13 protein-coding genes are annotated in these 13,575 nt (G+C 30.5%); 3 read left to right on the forward strand and 10 right to left on the reverse strand.

Annotated features, from left to right (window positions below; all coding sequences use genetic code 11):
- Positions 1–7 precede the first annotated feature (7 nt).
- Positions 8–433 (reverse strand): YdeI/OmpD-associated family protein, encoded by a 426-nt coding sequence (locus T483_RS0103470; RefSeq protein ID WP_242841792.1) that lies wholly within the window; start codon positions 431–433, stop codon positions 8–10.
- A gap of 329 nt (positions 434–762) precedes the next feature.
- On the opposite strand from T483_RS0103470, the gene T483_RS0103475 reads away from it, so the two are divergent.
- Positions 763–1,686, forward strand: a complete 924-nt coding sequence (locus tag T483_RS0103475) for a helix-turn-helix transcriptional regulator (protein ID WP_026885586.1) — start codon at positions 763–765, stop codon at positions 1,684–1,686.
- 209 nt (positions 1,687–1,895) lie between these two features.
- Here the strand turns inward: T483_RS0103475 and T483_RS0103480 are convergent, their stop codons facing one another.
- Positions 1,896–2,168: a hypothetical protein gene (locus T483_RS0103480; protein ID WP_207641429.1), complete on the reverse strand. Its 273-nt coding sequence runs from the start codon at positions 2,166–2,168 to the stop codon at positions 1,896–1,898.
- A 287-nt stretch (positions 2,169–2,455) separates the two neighbouring features.
- Between T483_RS0103480 and T483_RS30070 the strand changes: the two genes are divergently transcribed.
- A complete protein-coding gene (locus T483_RS30070; protein ID WP_051560281.1) occupies positions 2,456–4,021 on the forward strand; it encodes a GAF domain-containing sensor histidine kinase in 1,566 nt (521 codons plus the stop codon).
- Here the strand turns inward: T483_RS30070 and T483_RS30880 are convergent.
- The 8 genes from T483_RS30880 to T483_RS32415 all read right to left on the reverse strand — a co-directional run bounded on the left by T483_RS30880 (position 4,018) and on the right by T483_RS32415 (position 11,668).
- Positions 4,018–4,158 carry a hypothetical protein gene (locus tag T483_RS30880; RefSeq protein WP_155268448.1) on the reverse strand — a complete coding sequence of 47 codons (141 nt, stop codon included), beginning with the start codon at positions 4,156–4,158 and terminating at the stop codon, positions 4,018–4,020. The genes T483_RS30070 and T483_RS30880 overlap by 4 nt on opposite strands.
- Positions 4,159–4,249: 91 nt before the next feature.
- Complete coding sequence (gene tsaA, locus T483_RS0103495) at positions 4,250–4,717, reverse strand: tRNA (N6-threonylcarbamoyladenosine(37)-N6)-methyltransferase TrmO (protein WP_026885588.1); 468 nt, start codon at positions 4,715–4,717, stop codon at positions 4,250–4,252.
- Positions 4,718–4,788: 71 nt separating this feature from the next.
- Positions 4,789–5,607 carry a MerR family transcriptional regulator gene (locus tag T483_RS0103500; protein WP_026885589.1) on the reverse strand — a complete coding sequence of 273 codons (819 nt, stop codon included), beginning with the start codon at positions 5,605–5,607 and terminating at the stop codon, positions 4,789–4,791.
- A gap of 784 nt (positions 5,608–6,391) precedes the next feature.
- Positions 6,392–6,916 (reverse strand): VanZ family protein, encoded by a 525-nt coding sequence (locus tag T483_RS0103505; protein ID WP_026885590.1) that lies wholly within the window; start codon positions 6,914–6,916, stop codon positions 6,392–6,394.
- 315 nt (positions 6,917–7,231) lie between these two features.
- A complete protein-coding gene (gene tet / locus T483_RS0103510; RefSeq protein ID WP_026885591.1) occupies positions 7,232–9,190 on the reverse strand; it encodes a tetracycline resistance ribosomal protection protein in 1,959 nt (652 codons plus the stop codon).
- Positions 9,174–10,433, reverse strand: a complete 1,260-nt coding sequence (tetA(P), locus tag T483_RS0103515) for a tetracycline efflux MFS transporter TetA(P) (RefSeq protein WP_026885592.1) — start codon at positions 10,431–10,433, stop codon at positions 9,174–9,176. The genes tet and tetA(P) overlap by 17 nt, the downstream gene beginning before the upstream one ends.
- A gap of 923 nt (positions 10,434–11,356) precedes the next feature.
- Positions 11,357–11,497, reverse strand: coding sequence for a hypothetical protein (locus tag T483_RS30885; protein WP_155268449.1), 141 nt, complete (start codon positions 11,495–11,497; stop codon positions 11,357–11,359).
- 45 nt (positions 11,498–11,542) lie between these two features.
- Positions 11,543–11,668 (reverse strand): hypothetical protein, encoded by a 126-nt coding sequence (locus tag T483_RS32415; RefSeq protein WP_278247397.1) that lies wholly within the window; start codon positions 11,666–11,668, stop codon positions 11,543–11,545.
- A 238-nt stretch (positions 11,669–11,906) separates the two neighbouring features.
- Here T483_RS32415 and T483_RS0103535 point away from each other — a divergent pair, with 238 nt between their 5' ends.
- Positions 11,907–13,574 (forward strand): 2-oxoacid:acceptor oxidoreductase subunit alpha, encoded by a 1,668-nt coding sequence (locus T483_RS0103535; protein WP_026885593.1) that lies wholly within the window; start codon positions 11,907–11,909, stop codon positions 13,572–13,574.
- The last annotated feature ends 1 nt before the right edge of the window (position 13,575 follow it).

Consider the following 13,575-nt stretch of genomic DNA (forward strand, 5'->3'; position numbering starts at 1 on the left):
GCCTATTTTAGTTAATAAGTCGCCCATTATCATTCCATGATCCATACATCTTGTTTTGTTTTGTATTTTGTATAAACTTGTCCAACCTCTTCATAAATAATTCAGGTTGGTTTTTGACCTGTTGGATTGTGTCTATTCTCACTCTCCTATACAACTCAGAGAAATTCATAAAATTTTCATAAGCCAACATATCTTCTTTCAGCTTTTTCTCTATAACCTTATCAATTTTAAAAGAATTACTACTCATATCAGGCAGTACCTTTCTTCCTTCGTCAGTCATGAGTCCAAGTTCTTCAAGACGTCGTACACGTTCTTTATTTAATTCGGTCCATGAACTTTTCTTATTTCTAGGTGATAGTCGCTGAACAAGCTGATTTTCTGAATTTTTCTTCTTAATGCCATCAATCCATCCAAAACACAAAGCCTCTTCCACTACATCCAGGTATAATAATGTGTCTGCTTTTGTGGCAATGCTTATCACTACCCAGCAACATTTCTCAATATAGCAGTTATCTTGTAACCAACTACGTAACTCTTCTCTCGTTCTTATATTAAGTAAGTTTTCCATATTTATAATTAAACCACACCTTTCCTATTTGTATTAATTTCAATTATTTTCATTGACTAATTTCGCGATTTGATTACTTATTGTTAGTATATCAATGAAACCCTGTCAACTAATGTCATGATTTTAAATTAATCTCTGCATACCTATCTTTTTTTGATATAATGCTTATAAGGCTAAATTATGAGGTGAAATTTATGAAATCAAATAGACTTTTTGAAATATTAATGATATTACTTGATAAGAGAAAAGTAACTTCGACGGAATTAGCAAAAAAGTTTGAAGTGTCCGTACGTACTATTTATAGAGATGTTGAAACACTATCAACTTCAGGTATCCCAATCTATACTACCACTGGAAAAAATGGCGGTATACATTTAATGGAGAACTATGTATTAGATAGATCCGTGATTACAAATCAAGAACAGAACGATATACTCTTCGCTATACAATCTTTAGGCACTGTCCCAAATCTAAGCGAAAATGATATTTATAATAAGCTAGCTGTTATATTTAGTCAAAATGTAAATAATCAAGAAAATAATTGGCTGGAAGTTGATTTTTCTGGATGGCATAGCTCATCCACTAGAGAAGCTGAATTATTTCTTCAATTGAAAAAAGCAATAACTACCAAAAGGAGAATCCTTCTCCAATACATCAGTGACATGGGTCTTGAAAGTACACGTAATGTTGATCCACTTAGGCTATTGTTTAAATGCAAGGATTGGTATTTGTATGGCTATTGTAAAATAAGACATGATTTCAGATTATTTAAGCTGGTTAGAATAAATCACTGTGAAATTCTGCCTCAGAAAGCAGATACCTATAGTAATATTCCTAAACCGTACATAAATGACTATATCAGCCAGGAAACGTTGATTCATATGGATTTGCTGTTTAATATGAGTGCAGCTAGTAAAGTCTATGAAAACTTTAATCATCTGCTCATTTATCGGGAAAATGAAAATCAGTTAAGAGTATCTGGACAAATAGAGCAAAATCAATGGCTTTTAAATTTATTATTATCTTTTGGTTCAGATGTATTTGTTGTAAAACCGCTGAGTATTAGAGAAGATTTGATTAAACTCCATATGAAGGCCATTGATCATTTGCAAGATTAGCTAGTTCTTTAGTTTATTCATATGTTTATATGCAGAGTATTAATTATGATAAAATTTTTAGATAAGTTAAAGTCCCACTAGTGAGGGGGCTTTTGTTTTGTTAAATAGAATTTATTCTTCTATAGGTCAGGCTCCCAACTATAGTATATACTTAAAAATAGTTTTCTTACATATACTTATTAATTACAAAACCTATTTTATTTTTATGTTTAGTGAAATTTTACTTTTAGCTGCTTACCATATGCAGTATCCCAGCTATTATAAGGTAAATCATAAAAATCTAAATACATTTCATTAGCCTTAAGGAGTGTAAGTTCCGGAAAACTATAAATCGCTATTCCAGTTTTATTCGCTTCGGAAAGGTGGTATAAATACATAAACTTATCTTTTAATCTTGAGTTTGGCTTTTCTTTAAAATAATAAATCTTCTTATTTCCGTCTTTTACAACTTGTATATACACAAACCTAACTTCAAGTGACAAAGCTATTAGTCTGATATAAGTTGCTTTAAATACATAAATTGGTTTTAAAAAATATTGAGCCAATATCTAACTTATAAAAGTTATGGTATCGTTGGTAAATTCAATGTATAATGTAATAAGTTCTCAAGTTACTCAAATTATTTTTAATAGTTGACATTTATTACATAAAAAAGCGTAATGCATTAATAAACTCAGATGAAAGTTAGTTTAAGTTGATCATAGAATAATTGGTCGAACTAAAATACATAGATTATATCTGACATCTTTTTTACGAGGGGGACGAAGTAATGATAGTTGAGGATTGTAGTAAAGAGACTCTTATGCTTGAGTTGGTCAAGTTGAAAAAGAGGAATAAGGAACTAGAATTGCAATTGAAAGAAAAAAACCTTCCTAATTCTATTGAAATGAATGATATGGAATGCAGGTTCAATAAGAACACTCTTTTAGAAAGCCGGGCACAGCTTGAATCAGAGCTTGAAGATGCCAAACTTTTACAAAGTATAAGCATGGAGCTTGTTTCTGGTGGAGATATTCAATTATTATATGAAAGAATTATTGCTGCTGCAATGCAAATAATGCACTCGGATTACTCAACTCTGCAAGAATTGCATACTGAAGAAGACGGCGTTGGCAGGCTTAGAATTATAGCCCTTCGAGGATTTGACCCAGAAGATGCAAAATTTTGGGAATGGGTAGATGGCAAAACCGCCTGTACTACTTGCGCAGAAGCCTTACGAAGGGGACACCGAATCGTTGTGTCTAATATGGAAGAGTCAGATTTGCTAAAAGGTAGTGAAGACCTTAAGACATTTTTGGAAGTTGGCATTCATTCTGCCCAGTCAACTCCTCTAATTTCACGAAGTGGTAAAATGCTAGGAATGTTCTCCACTCACTGGAAAAAACCTCATGAGCCATTAGATCGTGAATTGAGACTTCTTGATGTGCTTGCTCGTCAAGCCGCTGATTTAATTGACCAAAGACAATACGAAGAAAGTCTTTGGAGATCAGAGAAGGAAAAAAGGGAAACCATTGAAGCTGCAATGAAGTTAAAGGATGAATTCCTCTATCTTATTACCCATGAATTCAAAACAGCAATTGCTGTTATTAGCTCAGCCCTTCAGACAATAGAAGCAGTGCTGAAAGATAGCATATCAGAAAGATTGGGTAGATACTTAAATGTTATAAAAGTGAATACAAATAGACAATTACGACTAGTGAATAATCTTCTTGACATTACACGATATAATTCTGGACATATTAAGCTGAATAATAATATTAGAGATATAGTTTCTATTACAAAATCCATCGTAAGCTCAATAGAAATATTCGCAAGACAAAAGCAGATCAACCTAAATTTTATGTCAAGCTTGATAAAGAAGGAAATTTATGTGGACGACGAGAAATTTGAACGTATAATATTAAACCTATTGTCAAACGCCTTAAAGTTTACACCAAGTGGTAAGGATGTACATGTGTCTCTTTCAATTACAAATCATAAAGGCAAAGAGTTTATTGATGTGAGTGTAAAGGATGAAGGAATAGGTATACCCGTTGATAAGCAAAGAGTTATCTTTGAACGTTTTGGGCAAGCTGATACAAGTCTCTCTCGAAGGGCAGAAGGTACTGGTTTAGGCTTGTACCTTGTAAATCTTTTAATAAAAGTAATGGGGGGAGAAATACTTTTAGACAGCGAACCAGGACAAGGAAGCACATTCACGGTGCTTTTACCTATAGAAGAACCAAGTGCGTTTGAAGAAAAAGACTTTTGTAATGCAAGTAGCCAGTTTATAAGCTACGACGAACGGGTTATCCAAGCTGCATCAATTGAATTTAGCGACATATATTTCGATTAATTGTAAACTATAAATTTAACCCATACATTATAGAATTTATAAAATAGAGGAGCAAATAAAAAAGAGCAGATTTGCTCTTTTTTATTACTTAATTTAGGAGCTGCTACCATCATTGGTTCTCCTAAAATAATTCTCATAAAAACCTCATTTACTTATGGTACGCTTCACCGTAACTATTGTAAATGAGGTACTTCTATTCTATTCCACTATATATATTCTACATAGCACTTAAAACAAAAATTCATTTTCCCAATCAAAATCACCAGACTCTTCATAAGATAATGGCCAATGACCACACCACTTAGGCACTTTAGGTTTTTCTACCCTATCTATACTTGGAGTATAAGGCTTTATATCTAAAATACTGCTATTGTTCATTGCATCAATATAAGTAATATAGATTCTGCTATTATCATAATCAATATGTGTTATTTCAGCTATGGATAATGCTATTGGATTCGGCCTTTGAGGTGACCTAGTTGAAAATACTCCTAACTTTTCAGGAGCTTTTTTATAAGGTTTATTTACTTCAATAACTGCTCTACTTTCATTATTATCACATTTATCAAACCACCAAAGTACGTCAATGTGAGAAAACTCTTCTAATCCCTGAAGCCCTTTTACATACTCTTTATTGATTTGAATAAACATCCCTTCTCTTTCCACATTAATTTTACCAATTTCTTTTAATTGCATAATATTTACCTCCTAGATATTTATCTTACATAAAAATAATAGACCCTCACATGATGTGAGAGTCAACAATTTTATTTTAATGGAATCTGTATTTCAGTAAGATATTCATCTGGATTGTTAGTGTCATTTTCACCTATATGACATATCTGTCTAGAAGGACTTTCTTCCATTTGTTCATTATAACTTTCAAGATAATATGCAAGCATTTCATATACCTTTGCTAAATTTTCATATTTCCCATAAACCATTGCATATGCCATTTTCTCTACTTCCTCTATTTCTCTATATATAAACTTGTCTTTGTTTTCTCCTAATTTATCTACAATAATCCCGACTTCAACATCTACATTTTCATCTTTATGTTCAATATCATGATACATTGCAACATTATTGTACATATCCTGCTTTATAGAAATTTTTTCTTTATTAATAAAATCACATAGCCTATTCCATAAAACTTTCTCATGAAAATAAGTTGGAATTATATCTCTAGTAGATAGCATCAGTATCTTGTCCACTTTCTTAAAACTTATACTACAATGTATTTCAAAATTCTTTTTTCCAATTTCATTTATTGCATTATTTATTTTTTCTATTCTCTGTTTTTCAATATCTATCCCTTTATTAATCTGCATTTTCTTTTTTTGTAATTCATCCACTATATTTAATTCTTTATGGCCTAATATAATTTCTTTTATTTCTGCTGATGAAAATTTTGTATCTCTCAATAAGATTACTTTTTGAAGCACTGATATCTGTTCAGCAGAATACATTCTATATCCTGTAAACAAATCAACATTTGCAGGTTTTAATATTCCGATTTCATCATAATATCTTAACATTCTAATTGAAACCTGAGTCAATTTTGAAAACTCTCCAATTTTAAACATAATATTCCCTCACCTTAACTAACTACCAATATATAAATAATCCTCACTAAAAATTGTTTTTTGCCTATTCCTCAAATTTGTTTCTAATTGTATTATAACATATTTTGTAAATATACTATTACTTATAATACAGTATTTTCACCTATAAAAATATCCTTAGGCAAGCTATCTGCATCAATGCCTAAGTCTATAAACCTCATTTACTTATGATACGGTTCACCCTTCATTATCCTAAGCTTTCTTTATAAATTAAAAATTTTATTTAGTTACATTAAATTACCCATTGCAGACATTGCTATAATACTTTCTTCTAAATATAGAACAATCCAATCTATAATCATAGACAAGACTTCTAATTATCCAGAGCATCTATTCTTTCGCCAAAGGTTTATCTCTTTATAGATTACATCTTGATTTCCTCATTAATAATTCCACCATGAACTCCACAATTTTATTATCTACTCAAAATTTTTTCTCTCTCAACATAAAAATCTGTTTTCATATCATAAAAGCAAATTCACAATAACTTTTTTAATTCCACGCCTCAAACCCGCATTATACAAGCATATTCTTCAGAATATTAGAATATCAGAATATATATTCTTAACAATATAAGAATGTTATATATGTTGCAATTCACAATTTACAATTACGACTAAAATTCTTGCAATATTTTCAGAATTATGATGAAGAATTATTTTTGCAACATATATATGTTACAGATTGTGTTAATTCCTGCGTTTCTTTTTTATAGAGCCTATTATTGAATATCTAATAATGATATCTAGAATCTCATTTTCATTATGAATAAATAAAATAATATACGGGGCAATGCAATAACAGATAGTATTGCAATTGCAGTATGTACTTTTTTCTCATCTCGTAATATAAATAAGAAAAACTTATATCCTAAAATACCAATGAATCCACCCAAACAATTTAGAATTATGTCATCAATGTCTGATGCCCCAATGCCAAAAATCCCCTGAATAATTTCAACAAACAAACTTACTATAAATACAAACAACAAATTGGTTATTGCTCTTTTATTATTTTTGAATAATAACAAATATGCACCAAGAGGAATAAATATAGCTATATTTCCAACCACATTACCAAAAGCGAATTTTTTTATAGAGGCAGAGCTACTAAATATATATTCCTTTATACTATAAAAAGGAATGAGATTGATTGACCTATGCTCCAAATTAGAGATTCTTGATAAAAACAATATTTTAATTAATAAAAGTATGTAGCAAATGAAAACACCATATAAAAAGAATGTTTTGATCCGTTCTCGTTTATTCATAATTACCTCCTCAAAGTGGAAAATGAATACTCAAAGCTTTTATCTCTCTAAGTATTCATTTTTTACAAGATTATTACTATATATATGTTGCAATGCACAATGCACAATTACGGCTAAAATTCTCACACTATTTTTAGAATTATGATGAAGAATTATTTTTGCAACATATATTTTTTTATTCTAATTTAGTTCGTTATATTTTAACATAACCCAATTTACTTAATAGCTAATTTCATTTATTTGTAATAATCATTTAAGACTTTTATACTCTTATCTTAAATCTTATATATAAAAACTTAAGTTATCTATTTAAATTTAATCTCTAATTGTGTTTAATTTATGAAGAATATACTCTTTCTTATTCAATGGATCATAAGTTGTTTTTTGACGTGCTTTTTTAAAATCTGCTGGAACTTCCTTATATCCATAAACTTTTGTTATAAACATCCCTTTACCTTGTGTATATGAAGCTATTTTCATTTTATATTCTTTTGAATTTTCTACTGGAATTAATCCTTTTATTGAAAATTCATCCTCTATAACAACAGGATTATCAAAAGTTGCCCTCATAGTTTCCAAATCCCAAATAGCCTTACTTAAAACATTTTGAGGAATCCTTAATTCAAACTCGTGTAATGGCTCTAATAAAACAGTTTGTGCTTCAAATAATGCTTCCATAAATATCATAGGTGTCACATTCCTAAAATCTGCTGGAGTACTGACTGGACTGAAAAATTCACCACAGGTAAGTGTAACTTTTGCATCCGTAACTTCCCATCCAAACAGCCCTTGTTTGCTGGTCTTAATAACTGCCTCTTCGATTGCATTTTGAAAAGATTTTGGCAATGATCCTACTGAAACATTAGAAATATACTTAAGTCCTTCACCTCTTCCCAAGGGTTCTATTTTTAAGCCTACTGTTGCATAAAAAGGATTTAATTCTTCATTCATATGCATTATTGCTGTTCCAACACCTTTAGGTGCTTCCTTATAGATTGTCTGAATATTTGAAAATTCTACTTTTATTCCATAGAAATCATATATTATAGAACTCAGTATTTCCATTTGAACTTCACCAAATAAATTAACATGAATTTCTTTATCTAAATCGTTCATCTCTAATTGTAATAACGGGTCTTCCTCTGAAAGAAATGTTAGTGCCCTAAATAGCTCAGTATTTTTTTCTTTATCTATTGCAGAAATAGTTGTTTTTAGTGTTGGTTTAGCCATAGATATATTTTTAACTTTATTATTTGAAATTCCAATTATATCCCCAACTTGGAAGCTTGCAAGTCCATATAAAATCCCTATATCCCCTGCTTCTATCAGCTGCACCTCAGTAACTTTCCCATTTTCTAAGCTATTAATTTTCTTTACCTTTTCTACTATCTCCTTATTAGGAACTTGAATTTTATCTCTTACAGATATTTTTCCTTTAAATAATCTTACATAAACCTTCTTCTCGTTGGTATTTGTCCTCTCGATTTTAAATACCACTCCAGATAAATCATCTTCAGAATCACCATTTGCGCATGGAAAATAACTGCAAATTCCATCTAATAAATCTTCAATTCCAAGACCAATCCCCGCTGCACCACAAAATACTGGATATAAACCTCCTTCTTTTGCATATGATACAAACTTTTCATGTAATTCTTCTTTTTTAATTTCCATACCACTAATATATTTTTCCAGAAAACCTTCATCTAAGTCTGATAAAACATCAATAACATTGTCATTTATCATACCTGAATCAGATAGATTTTTTATATAAACATCTTTACTTCCTTCATCATATGCTTCTTGTAATTTAACTACTTTATTGGACATATTCTTCTTTATCTCTTCTAGTACTTTATTAGAATTTGCTCCAACTCTATCTAATTTATTTATAAAAATTATTGTTGGAATGTTCAACTGCTTTAAGGTATTAAATAATATTCTTGTTTGCGATTGAATCCCCTCTACTCCTGATATAACTATTATTGCTCCATCTAAAATACTTAATGAGCGTTCAACTTCTGAAATAAAATCTACATGACCTGGTGTATCAACAATATTTACTTTAACATCATTCCAAGTGAAAGATGCGGTCGACGATTTAATAGTAATTCCTCTTTTACGTTCAAGCTCCATAGAATCTGTCTGTGTATTACCTAAATCAACTCTTCCAACTGATTTTATAGCTCCACTACAATATAATAGATTTTCTGTTATAGTTGTTTTCCCAGCATCTACGTGTGCAACGATTCCTATATTAATTATTTTCTTCATAATCGCCACCTCCTACTCTATCAGCCACCTTTTTATCCATTCTCATAGAAAAAATATAAAGCGCTAATACTGGTGTTACTAATAACGAAGTACATGCTATACCAGCACTTACTGAAATATTTGTAGCTATAATTCCTATAATTGGTCCGCCTAAAATTTGACCTAAAGAATTTATTTGTCCATTCATAGAAAGGACAGTAGCTCTAGCCTTATCATCTATATGTCCATTAAGCCATGCGTTGAATATAGGCTCATTTGTAGCTCTAAAAGTATTAGTTGCTAAATAAGCTATTAACATTAAGTTAAAATTTTTCGTAACAGCAAATATAAACATAAATAATATATAAAATATATTTATACCTAGCAGAAGATTTCCATTATGCTTCTTATTATCATCAAGCCTCTTTGACATAAAATGCATAACTATAGCGCTTAATACCAGTCCTGCAATTCCAAAAATACCAAACCAAGTTACTGGATTAAGATTCCAAAGCTTAGGAAGCATAGTATCTTGCAGGAAATGTGCACTAGAAAGTCTATCATACCCTTCACTTGATAATCCATAAAACAAAGTTACAGAAAGTAAAATCATAATTATAGATTTACTTTTTATAAATTTAAGGCCAGACTTAAAAGTATATCCCATCTTTTTAAATGTATTTAAATCATCTGGAGCAGCTGGCTTAAAGTTATTTTCAGGCATATTTATTCCTAAAAATACTGAAAAAATCATAAACAAAACGCCGCTAATTATAATAGGCAGTCTTATAGAAAAATTAGCTATTATAGTACTTAGTACTATTCCAATAACTGAAGCTATTTGTCCTATTTGTGCTCCCTTCATATAAATTCGATCCAAATCCATAGCTTTTTCTTCTTCCGCAATCCATGCTTCAAGAGATCCGCTGATGAAAGTAGCGCCTAATCCCCATACAATCTGTGCTGCTAGTACAAAAATAAAACTTGAAATAGATCCTTCTAAAATAAAGCCGAGTCCTGTCAAAACTACACCTATAATAATGGATAGTTTACGACTATAAACATCTGCAACTATACCTGTAGGAATTTCAAATATAAAACATGCCGTTTCTAAAGTAGTTCCAACAAGTATAAGCTGAAGTGGATTTAAATGAACATTTTCAATGTGATATACTATCATAACTGTTGCTGTTAACGAAAAACACATTGCAGTAATAGCTGAAAATAATAAATAAATTTTATATGCTGAAAGTTTGTTAACCATTAATAATCACCATCCTAGTATTTCTTAAAAAATTTGTCTTCCTTTTGCAATCTTCAATTTTAAATATATAAATTTTCATAATATTCTCCTTAAAAATAAATAAAAAGGCCGCAAATGAACATAACAATTCATTTACAGCCTTATAATCATACAACCTAAATACAAACATGAAATATACAACTTTAATTTATCTGATGTCTAGCCACTGTAACACTCCACGCACTTGTGAAAGCGACTATGCCAAATTAAAAGCTCACAGAGAAAGTTCGAGAAACCAAATGTTAAATTTGGACTCTCACTTTTTGGAATATCTGCTTTTCTTTAAGCGTGGGATAACATTGGCACGACCCTAGACTAGGTACCCCTTGAGGGTACATTGTGACCCTTGAGGTTATAAGTTCAACTAAGATTCAGATGGGGATCAACCCCCACCTGAATCAAGTTTCACTTGATATAACTTATGACTAAATTATACAAATTAAAATCTTATAACATATCTATAAATGTAGCAAAAATAGGCATAAAAATACCGTGTCTAGAACACGGCTTCCTATTTTACGGATAAAGACGTAACATGCTCATTATAATACCGATCATTTTTAGAGTACACAAATAAACATGGCAATATCAAAATTTTCATTAATTGATTATACCACAAGTAAAACTTGAGTTATTCAAGCTTTTTTTCATATACTTTTTAAAATAATCCTTATTCAGTTAGTTTAGTTTAAAACTACCTCTTTGCGCATATTTACATCACCTTTACATTTATATTTTTTTCATGTTTATATTTTAGTATAGTTACATCATATATGAATTTTGATTTTTTTTCAATGCTTTTATTTTTTAGGCTATATTAAATAATAGTGTTGATAATGAAGCATATTATGAATAGAACTCATTCGGTGAGTTCTATTCATTTTCTATAACTTCAAAATATACTCTTTACCCTCGTATAAGTTTTCTCCACCATTACATTCATATGGTATGTTCCTAATATATAAAAATCCCAACTTGTCCAATATTTTACCAGAAGCAGGATTTTCTTCTGCATGTCTCCCCATTATTTCTTTTATCCCTAAATCTTCTTTATCAAATTTTATAACTTCCTACATTGCTTCTGTTGTGTAGTCAAAGCCCCATGCTTTTTTACCCAAATTATATGCTATCTCAAATTTCTCATACTCTTCTTCAACATAAATTAGTCCAGTTCCAAGCAAATGACCTGTTTCCATTAATCATTATTAATTTCATGAAGTTACCCATTTTCAGTAAGTTCTCAAATATATTACACTGGTAATATACCACATATTTATCCATTAACTAACAAAACACTTTCTTTACAACAATAGAAATAAGTGCTAATATTAATGTATCGATAATAATTATCAATTAATAACAATTATAAATTTAAGGATATAAATAATAACAGTATTTTAGATAAATTAATAAATAAATAAGGAGGTTTTTATTATGAATTATAATATTCTTATTGGAGGCGCTGCAGGTCAAGGCGTTGATACCACTGCTTCCATACTTGAAAAATTGTTAAAAAAGTCAGGATATAGTGTTTTTACTGTAAAAGATTTGATGTCTAGAGTAAGAGGCGGTCATAATTTTTCACTTATACGTTTCGGAAATGAAGAAGTGCTTTCCCATACTTATGAAGTTGATGGAATTATTGCATTAAACGAAGATACTGCTGAACTTCATAAAGATAAGCTAAAGGAAAATGGTTTTATATTGGGTGACTCTAATTTTGATATTGATGATGATAGAGCTATAAAAGTTCCTATGAAGAAAATAGCTAAAGAACTTGGAAATCCTAAGGTTACTGGTACCATTGCTGTTGGTGCAGCTATAAAGCTTTTTGGAATTGAAAATACAAATATAGAAGAAGCTCTAAAATCATCAGTAAAAGAAAGATTTTTAGAGGTTAATATAAAAGCTGCTATGAGAGGTTACGATAGTGTAGAATCTAAATTTAGCTCTCAACCTGGGAGCTTCTCAGATTATTTGATATTAAACGGTAATACTTCTTTAGCTTTAGGAGCTATAGCTACAGGATTAAAATTCTATTCTGCTTATCCTATGTCTCCTTCTACATCAATTCTAGAATATCTCGCATCGATTTCACAAAAAGCAGATGTGCTAGTTGAGCAAGCAGAGGATGAAATCGCAGCAATAAATATGGCTATAGGAGCTTCTTTTGCAGGAGCAAGAGCTATGACCGGAACTTCTGGAGGGGGATTTTGCTTAAAGGTTGAGGCCCTTGGACTATCTGGTATGGCCGAAATACCTTTAGTAGTCGTTGATGTTCAAAGACCAGGCCCTACTACTGGACTTCCAACTAGAACAGAACAAAGCGATCTTAAGTTTGTCATTTCTGCATCACAAGGTGAATTTCCAAGAATGGTTATAGCCATACGTACGATTGAAGATGCATTTTATCAGACTATTAGGGCTTTCAACATGGCAGAGAAATACCAAATTCCAGTAATAATCTTAAGTGACCAATACTTAGGTGATGGTATAGCTTCTGTTAAGCCTTTCGATTTAAATAGAGTTAAAGTTTATAAACCTGCTGAAGTAAATATAAAAGATGGAGAATATTTAAGATATAAAATAACTGAAGATGGTGTATCTCCAAGACTTATTCCAGGAAAAACAAAAAACTTTGTAACAGCAGATAGTGATGAACATGATGAAATGGGTAAGATTACTGAATCTGCAGAAGTAAGAAATGAGATGATGGATAAGCGTATGAGAAAACTTAGTAATTTAAAACTTGATTTAGAAGAACCAGAATTTTTTGGTGATGAAAATTGTGATAATTTGCTTCTAGGCTGGGGATCTACCTATGGTGTTATAAAGGAAGCAGTAAAATTGTTAAATGGAAGAAATGTTGGCAGTTTTGGAGCCCTTTTATTTGGAGATGTGTATCCATTACCTCAAAAAAAACTTAATGAAAAGGCTAAAGTGGCTAAAAAAATTATTGATATAGAACAAAATGCTACTAGTCAATTAGCTGATCTTATAAGAGAACAAACAGGAATAAACTGCGATTATAAAATTTCGAAATATGATGGTAGACAAATATCTGCAAATGAAATTGTAGATAGAATTATAAAGGAGGTTTAAG

The organism is Clostridium beijerinckii HUN142 (genome assembly GCF_000621745.1).
GTDB lineage: Bacteria > Bacillota > Clostridia > Clostridiales > Clostridiaceae > Clostridium > Clostridium beijerinckii_A.

Excerpts from the sequence above, each read along its gene's own strand:
- T483_RS0103475 (WP_026885586.1), top strand. The coding sequence starts at position 763 with ATGAAATCAAATAGACTTTTTGAAATATTAATGATATTACTTGATAAG.
- T483_RS30070 (WP_051560281.1), top strand. The coding sequence starts at position 2,456 with ATGATAGTTGAGGATTGTAGTAAAGAGACTCTTATGCTTGAGTTGGTC.
- T483_RS30880 (WP_155268448.1), bottom strand. The coding sequence starts at position 4,158 with ATGAGAATTATTTTAGGAGAACCAATGATGGTAGCAGCTCCTAAATTA.
- tsaA (WP_026885588.1), bottom strand. The coding sequence starts at position 4,717 with ATGCAATTAAAAGAAATTGGTAAAATTAATGTGGAAAGAGAAGGGATG.
- T483_RS0103500 (WP_026885589.1), bottom strand. The coding sequence starts at position 5,607 with ATGTTTAAAATTGGAGAGTTTTCAAAATTGACTCAGGTTTCAATTAGA.
- T483_RS0103505 (WP_026885590.1), bottom strand. The coding sequence starts at position 6,916 with ATGAATAAACGAGAACGGATCAAAACATTCTTTTTATATGGTGTTTTC.
- tet (WP_026885591.1), bottom strand. The coding sequence starts at position 9,190 with ATGAAGAAAATAATTAATATAGGAATCGTTGCACACGTAGATGCTGGG.
- T483_RS30885 (WP_155268449.1), bottom strand. The coding sequence starts at position 11,497 with ATGGGGAGACATGCAGAAGAAAATCCTGCTTCTGGTAAAATATTGGAC.
- T483_RS32415 (WP_278247397.1), bottom strand. The coding sequence starts at position 11,668 with ATGGAAACAGGTCATTTGCTTGGAACTGGACTAATTTATGTTGAAGAA.
- T483_RS0103535 (WP_026885593.1), top strand. The coding sequence starts at position 11,907 with ATGAATTATAATATTCTTATTGGAGGCGCTGCAGGTCAAGGCGTTGAT.